Source organism: Diaphorobacter ruginosibacter (genome assembly GCF_040396215.1).
Lineage (GTDB): Bacteria > Pseudomonadota > Gammaproteobacteria > Burkholderiales > Burkholderiaceae_C > Diaphorobacter_A > Diaphorobacter_A ruginosibacter_A.
Genome location: NZ_JBEBOW010000153.1, coordinates 1 through 7,920 on the forward strand (window position 1 = coordinate 1; position 7,920 = coordinate 7,920).

General features: G+C 65.1%; 8 protein-coding genes. 6 read left to right on the forward strand and 2 right to left on the reverse strand.

Annotated elements, in window-relative coordinates; translation table 11 throughout:
* Positions 1-265 precede the first annotated feature (265 nt).
* Together ABWP92_RS15245 and ABWP92_RS15250 are read left to right on the forward strand one after the other, a co-directional pair.
* A complete protein-coding gene (locus ABWP92_RS15245) occupies positions 266-760 on the forward strand; it encodes a Crp/Fnr family transcriptional regulator (protein ID WP_353236248.1) in 495 nt (164 codons plus the stop codon).
* A gap of 272 nt (positions 761-1,032) precedes the next feature.
* Positions 1,033-1,842, forward strand: a complete 810-nt coding sequence (locus ABWP92_RS15250) for a hypothetical protein (protein WP_353236249.1) — start codon at positions 1,033-1,035, stop codon at positions 1,840-1,842.
* A 31-nt stretch (positions 1,843-1,873) separates the two neighbouring features.
* Here ABWP92_RS15250 and ABWP92_RS15255 read toward each other — a convergent pair whose 3' ends face one another.
* Both ABWP92_RS15255 and ABWP92_RS15260 read right to left on the reverse strand, forming a co-directional pair.
* Entirely contained in the window at positions 1,874-2,428 is a 555-nt protein-coding gene (locus tag ABWP92_RS15255; protein WP_353236254.1) for an adenine phosphoribosyltransferase, read from the reverse strand.
* Between the two features lie 73 nt (positions 2,429-2,501).
* The gene (locus tag ABWP92_RS15260; RefSeq protein WP_353236250.1) at positions 2,502-4,493 is read right to left on the reverse strand and encodes a monovalent cation:proton antiporter-2 (CPA2) family protein; all 1,992 of its coding nucleotides are present in this window, start codon (positions 4,491-4,493) and stop codon (positions 2,502-2,504) included.
* Positions 4,494-4,542: 49 nt separating this feature from the next.
* On the opposite strand from ABWP92_RS15260, the gene ABWP92_RS15265 reads away from it, so the two are divergent.
* From ABWP92_RS15265 to ABWP92_RS15280, 4 genes are read left to right on the forward strand one after another with little or no spacing between them, the layout of a single operon-like run.
* On the forward strand, positions 4,543-5,547 hold the full coding sequence (locus ABWP92_RS15265; RefSeq protein ID WP_353236251.1) for a KpsF/GutQ family sugar-phosphate isomerase: 1,005 nt from the start codon (positions 4,543-4,545) through the stop codon (positions 5,545-5,547).
* Entirely contained in the window at positions 5,547-6,131 is a 585-nt protein-coding gene (locus ABWP92_RS15270; protein WP_353236252.1) for a KdsC family phosphatase, read from the forward strand. The genes ABWP92_RS15265 and ABWP92_RS15270 overlap by 1 nt, the downstream gene beginning before the upstream one ends.
* On the forward strand, positions 6,131-6,769 hold the full coding sequence (gene lptC, locus ABWP92_RS15275) for an LPS export ABC transporter periplasmic protein LptC (RefSeq protein ID WP_353236255.1): 639 nt from the start codon (positions 6,131-6,133) through the stop codon (positions 6,767-6,769). Before ABWP92_RS15270 ends, lptC begins: the two co-directional genes overlap by 1 nt.
* 16 nt (positions 6,770-6,785) lie before the next feature.
* Complete coding sequence (locus ABWP92_RS15280) at positions 6,786-7,601, forward strand: SDR family oxidoreductase (RefSeq protein WP_353236253.1); 816 nt, start codon at positions 6,786-6,788, stop codon at positions 7,599-7,601.
* Positions 7,602-7,920 lie beyond the last annotated feature (319 nt).

A 7,920-nucleotide genomic window follows, 5' to 3' on the forward strand; every position in this document is an offset into this window, starting at 1 on the left:
GATGCCCAGCTTGGCTTGGACCGCCCGGACTACACGGATTACGACCATCGCCACGGTGCTGCAAGCGCCTGATCCGCGCTCCCGAGCGATGACGCTCTTGATAAGTGAATAGTTTTTAAGAAATGACTTGTCATTTTTGATTGAAATATTATGCAATTCTGTTTTAATCGTGCCGAAGACCGCATGCGTTGGGCTGATTCACTCTATTTGTAACATTTCGCATGCTTCCTTGTGCTAAATATGTAAGCGCATTACCTTCCACGCCATGAACACATTAGTCAATAGAGCCGATGGCAAGGTGGATCTGCATGGGTTGGTGCAGGCCATCGCGCATGCCACGGCGGACGATAGTCTCAACAATCTGCTCACGGCGGAGCAGTGGGATTTGCTCTCGTCCTATTTGCTTCCGGTGTCGTTGCCGGCGGGGCAGGTGCTGTTTGCGCAAGGGAGCACGGACCGCACGCTGTTTTTGTTGGAAAGCGGAACGTTGAGCGTGCATTTCGAGGATGAGAAGCAGCGGTTGCGTCTGGCGATCGTCGGTCCGGGGTCGGTGGTGGGCGAGGGGGCTTTCTTCTCGCACCATCCGCGCTCCGCGACGGTGCAGGCGGGTGCGCCCTGCAAGCTGTGGAGCTTGCCGGCCATGCGGTTTACGGAATTGTCCAATCGGCAGCCGGCGGTGGCGCTGAATCTGGTGATGGCTGTCGGGGCCGTGCTCTCCAAACGCCTCGGCAATCGCAAGCGGCGGGTGGCTTCCACCTGAGCTTGCGCGAGTTTCCCGGAGTCACTGTTCCCAAAAAGGACTGGCGCAGTTCCCATTGGGCAATTAACATCTGCTGACATATAGAGCGCTGTGCGCTTATTTGCGCATTTAGTGATGCGCTTCATTTCAGGTGCGCCATGTCTTTTTTCAGTTGGTTTTCCCGCAGTCCAGCAAAGGGCGCCGCTGCGCCCCAGGGGTTGCGCTCTCCTGCGCCGCAGGGTGCCGGGGCGGCGCAGCCGGCCGCCTCGCGCACGGCCGATTCTGCGGAATTGATGGCACGGAAAAATATCCGCATGGAGCGCCGCGAGTCGCTCTACATGGTGGTGCGCGATGCCATGGTTCGCGCTGGGGTGTTGTCGGCAGGCTACAAGTTCAAGGTGCTTTCGCTGGACCCGTTGGGCCAGCAGTTTGTCGTGATGGTGGATCTGGCTCGTGAATATGGCCCCAGTACGGCGCGGCTGAGCGAGATCGAGACACTCATCGTTCAAAGTGCCAAGGCGCGTTTCGAGATTCTGGTGACGGCCGTGTATTGGCGCGTTCATGACAGCGTGGGAGCCGGCGTGCACATGCGGCGGGCAGCGGACAAGCAGGCGCTTGCCGCCACCCGCTCGGATGCGCCGCAGACCCTGCGCGCGCCCATCATGCCGGCCGGGTCGTACGAGGCGCGGTCTTCGGGTTCGGTGCCGTTGCGCAATTCGGGCTCGGTTCCGCTCAACTCGGGAGCGGTGCCGCTCAATTCCGGGGCTGTTCCGCTGGGTTCGGGATCCGTGCCGCTGAGCAGCGCTCCCGCGCCGTTGATCGGTAATCATCCTGTCGTGAATGGCCACGCCAATGGCCGTTTCGATCCGATCGAGGATGATGAGGTGGCTGCGTTCAAGCGTGCGCTCAACGATGCCAGGGCCGGGGCCGCGAACCGCAATGGCGCGCCATCGGCATCGGCCCGCCCGGGCACGGTGGTGCGCAGCGGCCCGATATCGCGTTCTCCGTTGCTGCAGCCCTCGGGGTTCGGCGACACGGAGATGAGCGCGCCGGATTCGGCCAGCTCCGACCTCAGCGCGACCCAGTACGGTGATCTGAACTGAGCCGCGGCGCCGGCGGGCCTTGGGCGGGTTTCTAATGGCCTTCGAAATCCACCAGGTTGAAGATCGTCAGGCCTGAATCGCGCAGCCGCCTGGAGCCTCCCAGCTCGGGCAGGTCCACGATCACCGCGCCCTCCATGACGGTGGCGCCCAGCCGCTCGAGTAATTTTCTGCCGGCCATCATGGTGCCGCCCGTGGCGATCAGGTCGTCGATCAACAATACGCGGTTGCCGGGCTTGACGGCGTCCGCATGCAGTTCGACGGTGGCGCTGCCGTATTCGAGCTCGTAGGTCTCTTCGACGGTAGTGAAGGGCAGCTTGCCTTTCTTGCGGATCGGCACGAAGCCGACATTGAGTTCGTACGCGATCACCGCGCCGATGATGAAGCCGCGCGCGTCCAGGCCGGCCACCACGTCGGGGCGCATCTCCTTGTCCATGTAACGGTGCACGAATGCGTCGATGAGCACGCGGAACACCTTGGGATCCTGCAGCAGCGGCGTGATGTCGCGGAACTGCACGCCTTGGGCGGGCCAGTCGGCGACGGTGCGGATGTGTTGGCGCAGGTATTCGTTGACGCTCAGTTGCTGCAGCATGGTGATGGTCTGGGAGTGTGGGGTAATCGCCGGGGTTGCGAGGATTGCGGCGCCGTTGCCTGTTGATCCGTCACCTGCCGCGCAGCAGCAGGTCTTCGGTCAGGGCCAGGGCCCTGGGCAGGCCGCGCAGCACGAGTGTATCGCCCTCGCCGAGCAGCGCCGGGTCGTTGGCATCGGCGCTCACCGCGCCGCTGGCGCGGCGCACGGCGACGAATTGAACGCCGCTGTCGTCCAGGGCGAGATCGGCCAGCCTGTGTCCGCAGGCGGCTGCGCCGGTCGGCAGCGTGAAGGACTTGAGGCGTTCCTGGTCGAGCTCCGCCGGCGTGTCATCGTCCGCGCCGTGAAAGTAGTCGCGCAGCAGCTGATAGCGGCCTTCGCGCTGCTCGCGCACCAGGCGGATCACGCGGCGCATGGGAACACCCATCAGCGCGAGCGCATGGCTGGCCAGCATCAGCGAGCCTTCGATGGCCTCGGGGACGACTTCGGCCGCTCCGGCGAGCTGCAGCTTGTCCAGGTTGGCGTCGTCCACCGTGCGCACGATCACCGGCACGTCGGGGGCGTGTTTCCGGGTGTTGGCCAGCGTCTTGAGCGTGGCGTGCGTGTCCAGATGGGTGATGACGACGGCGTTGGCGCGCGCCAGTCCGGCCGCCATCAAGGCCTGCAGGCGGGTGGCGTCGCCGTAGACGACGGATTCGCCGCCGGCGGCGGCCTGGTGGACGCGGTCCGGGTCGAGGTCGAGCGCCAGATAGGGGATCTGCTCCAGCGTCAGCAGCCGCGCGAGGTTCTGTCCGGAGCGGCCGTAGCCGCAAATCAGCACATGGTTGTGGGTGTTGATCGCCTGGCGTGCGATCTGCGTCATCTGCAGCGATTGCTGCAGCCAGTCGCTTGCCGCCAGCCGCAGGACGATGCGGTTGCTGTATTGGATCAGCAGCGGGGTGAACAGCATGGACACCACCATGGCCGCCAGAACGGGGTTCATCAGCGCCGGCTGCACCAGCCCCTGGGCAGAACTCAGCGACAGCAGCACGAAGCCGAACTCCCCCGCCTGCGCCAGATAGATGCCGGTGCGCAGCGAAACCCCCGCGGACGACCGCATGTAGCGCGCGATGGCGAAGATCACGGCCGCCTTCAGCAGCATCGGCACCACGAGCAGCAGCAGAATCAGCGCCCAGCGTTCCAGCAGGATGTGCCAGTCCAGCTGCATGCCGATGGTGATGAAGAACAGGCCCAGCAGCACGTCATGAAAAGGGCGGATGTCGGTCTCCACCTGATGCTTGTATTCGGTCTCCGACACCAGCACGCCCGCGATGAATGCGCCCAGCGCGAGCGACAGGCCGGCCATTTCCGTGAGCCAGGCCAGGCCCAGGGCGAACAGGAGCAGGTTGAGCATGAACAGCTCCTCGCTGTGCCTGCGCGCCACCAGCGTGAACCACCAGCGCATGGCGCGTTGCCCGCCTGTCAGCAAGAGGGTGATCAGCGCGGCGGCCTTGAGCATCTCCAGCGGCAGCGCCCAGATGAGCTTGTCGGGATCCGCGCCCAGCGCCGGTATCAGGATCAGCAGCGGCACGACGGCCAGGTCCTGGAACAGCAGAATGCCCAGCACGCGGCGGCCGTGCTCGCTCTCCAGCTCGGCACGCTCGGCCATCATCTTCACCACGATGGCGGTGCTGCTCATCACGAAGGTGCCCGAGAGCGCCACGGCGGTCTGCCAGCCCATGTCCCACACGCGCCCGAAATAGCGTGACAGCAGCATCATTCCGGCGAACGACAACAACATGCTCAGCACAACCTGCGCCAGACCCAGCCCGAATACGAACTTGCGCATGGCGCGCAGCTTGGGCAGGCTGAATTCGAGGCCGATGGAAAACATCAGGAACACCACGCCGAATTCCCCCAGGTGCCGCACGCCCTCCGAATTGCTTGCCAGGGCCAGTGCGTGCGGCCCGATCAGCACGCCCGCGGCCAGATAGCCGAGCATGGGCGGCTGCTTGAGCGTGCGGCATACGACGACGGCCAGGACGGCGGCAAGCAGATACAGCAGGGTGAGGGCGAGTGAGGACATGACTGATGCTAAACGAGCCAAGGTCAGTCGCGCCCTATAAAATTCCCGAATGTCTACCTCTTTGCCCACTCCCCCCCATCCGTTTGACCCGGCCCGCGCGCTGGCGCTCGCCCGGGAGGCGCTCCGCGATGAGGCGCATGCGCTGCTGGCCTTGTCCGATCGCGTGGGAGAGCCCTTCGTCAATGCCGTTTCCAGAATCCTGGGCATCCGTGGCCGCGTCGTGGTCATGGGCATGGGCAAGAGCGGCCATGTGGGCCGCAAGATCGCGGCCACGCTCGCCTCCACCGGCACGCCCGCGTTCTTCGTGCATCCGGCCGAAGCCAGCCACGGCGACCTGGGCATGGTCACGCCAGTCGATCTGGTGCTGGGCATCTCCAACAGCGGCGAAGCCAATGAGCTCACCGTGCTGCTGCCGGTGCTCAAGCGCCTGGGCGTGCCGTTGATCGCGATGACCGGCGGCATGGAATCGACGCTCGCCAAGCATGCCGACGTGGTCCTGGACAGCGGCGTCGAGCGTGAGGCCTGTCCGCTCAACCTGGCACCGACCACCAGTACCACAGCGCAGATGGCGCTGGGCGACGCGCTGGCCGTGGCCTTGCTGGATGCGCGCGGCTTTCGCGCGGAAGACTTCGCGCGCTCGCACCCCGGCGGCGCGCTGGGCCGCAAGCTGCTCACTTTGGTGCGCGACGTCATGCGCTCGGGCGACGAGCTGCCGCGCGTGCTGCCCGATGCGTCCTTCAGCGAGCTGATGCGCGAGATGAGCGCCAAGTCGCTGGGCGCATCCACCGTGGTCGATGCGGACGGCCGCCTGCTGGGCATCTTCACCGATGGCGATCTGCGCCGCCGCATCGAGAAAGGCAGCGAGCTGCTGGGCGCCAAGGCGGGCGAGGTGATGCATACCCAGCCGCGTACCATTCGCCCGGGCGCCCTGGCTGCCGATGCGGCCGCGCTCATGGAGCAGCATTCCATCACCAGCGTGCTGGTGACCGACGAGCACAACAAGCTGCTCGGCATGGTGCATATTGGCGATCTCATGCGTGCGAAAGTCATTTGATGAACAACCCACAAGCCGCGGCCACTCCGGGCGGCGTACCGCTGCAGCCCGTGCTGCGGATCGATCCCGAGCTGCTGCTGCGAGCGCAGCCCGTGCGCGTTGCGTTCTTCGACGTGGACGGGGTGCTCACCGATGGCGGCCTGTATTTCTCGGAACAGGGCGAGACACTCAAGCGCTTCAACACACTCGATGGCCATGGCCTGAAGCTGCTGCAGCGCGCGGGCATCACCCCCGCGGTCGTCACCGGGCGCGACTCCCCGGCGCTGCGGCAGCGGCTGAAGGCGCTGGGCGTGGCGCATGCGCGCTTCGGCACCGAGGACAAGCGCCCCGCGGCGCAGGCCATTCTCGACGAGCTGGGTCTCGGCTGGAGCCAGGCCGCGGCGATGGGCGACGACTGGCCCGACCTGCCCGTCATGCGCAGCGCCGCCTTTGCCTGTGCGCCGCTCAACGCGCAGATCGAGATGAAGGCGAACGCACACTACGTCACGCAGGCTGCGGCAGGCCATGGCGCTGCGCGCGAGCTGTGCGATCTGCTGCTCGTCGCCAGCGGCCACTACGCGAAAATCCTGGCTGAATACGCATGATCAAAGAGCGCACACGCCGCGTCTGGGAGATCATCTCCATCTACCTGCCCATCGCGCTGATGGGCCTGCTGGCGCTTGGCACATACTGGCTGGTGAGGAATGCCCCCAAGCCCCTGGAGCCGCCGCAGCAGCGCGCGGTAGCGCACGAGCCAGATTATTTCATGCGCGATTTCTCCATCAAGACCTTTGATGAAACGGGCCGCCTGCAAAGCGAACTGCTCGGCGACACGCTCAAGCATTTCATGGATACGGACACACTGGAAGTCGAGAATGCGCGCATGCGCTCGAACAGCATCGATGGACGCGTGACGCTGGCCACTGCCAACAAGGCGCTGTCCAACGCTGATGCATCGGAAGTCCAGCTTTTCGGCAATGCCATCGTGACGCGCGAGGAATTCCAGAAATCCGGATCCGCCAAACCGGTGCCGCGAATGCAGTTCCGCGGTGAATTCCTGCATGTCTGGCCCAATGAGGAGCGGGTGAAATCCAATCAACCTGTGACGCTGACGCGCGGCCCGGACAAATTCACCGGCGATGCCATGGATTTCGACAACATGACGCAGACCCTGAACATGCGCGGCAACGTCAAGGGCGTGCTGAACTCCGCGCCCGCCAGCGCCGCGCGCAACAAGGGCTGACGCCTCCCCGCTGTCCATGACCCTGTCGCCATTGGTTTTCATCACCGGAGCTTCCAGCGGCATAGGCCAGGCACTGGCGCTGCGCTATGCGCAGGCAGGCTACCGGCTGGCGCTGGTGGCGCGGCGCACGCGGGAGATGCAGGCCTGGGCCGAATCGCACGGGCTGGATGCCGAACGCTGTCAGGTCTATGAAGCCGATGTGGCCGATGCCGACAGCATCGCTGCCGCGGGCGGTGAATGCCTGCGGCGCCAGGGCCTGCCATTTGTCGTGATTGCCAATGCCGGCGTCAGCCTGGGCGTGGATACGGCGGAACGCGAAGATATCGCCATCATGGCCCGCGTATTTGCCGTGAACACGATCGGGCTTGCGGCCACGTTCCAGCCGTTCATCGCCCCCATGGCCGAACGCGGAACAGGCATCCTGGTGGGCATCGCCAGCGTGGCAGGCATCCGTGGACTGCCGGGACATGGGGCCTACTGCTCCAGCAAGGCCGCGGTCATCAGCTATTGCGAGAGCCTGCGCGGGGAGCTGCGGTCGAGCGGAGTGTCCGTGGTCACCATCAGCCCGGGCTATGTGGATACCCCGCTCACGCGGAAGAACCGGTATGCGATGCCGTTTCTCATGCGCCCCGAGGCATTCGCCGACCGGGCGTTCGACGTGATTGCCGCCCGGTGCAGCTATCGCGTGATCCCATGGCAGATGGGCGTCGTCGCCAAATTGCTGAGAGTATTGCCCAACCCGGTCTTTGACCGTCTGCTCCAGGGGCGGCCCCGAAAGCATCGCGCCTCGGCCGAGGACGTCCGGGAAATGGAAAGCCGAAGGCAGGACTGACCCACGCACCTGACCCATGCACGCATGGCCTGGGCGATGGGTGCGCCGGTCTTCGCGGTGATCAGCCCGGGCGGCCAGAACGGTGGCCCAAACCCGGCAGAAAAAGCACAAAACCCCAAAAGCTCCCGAAGGAGCTTTTGGGGTTGCTGGGTTCCAGCCCGGGATCGTCAATGGATCCCGGGATGCAGCCTATCAATAATTGTTGTTGCCGCCGTAGCCGCCGCCACCGCTGCGGCCGCCGCCATTGCGCGACCCGGCGCCGTAGGGGCTACGGAAACCACCTTCGCCGCCACGGCCACCACCGCCGCCGCCACCACCA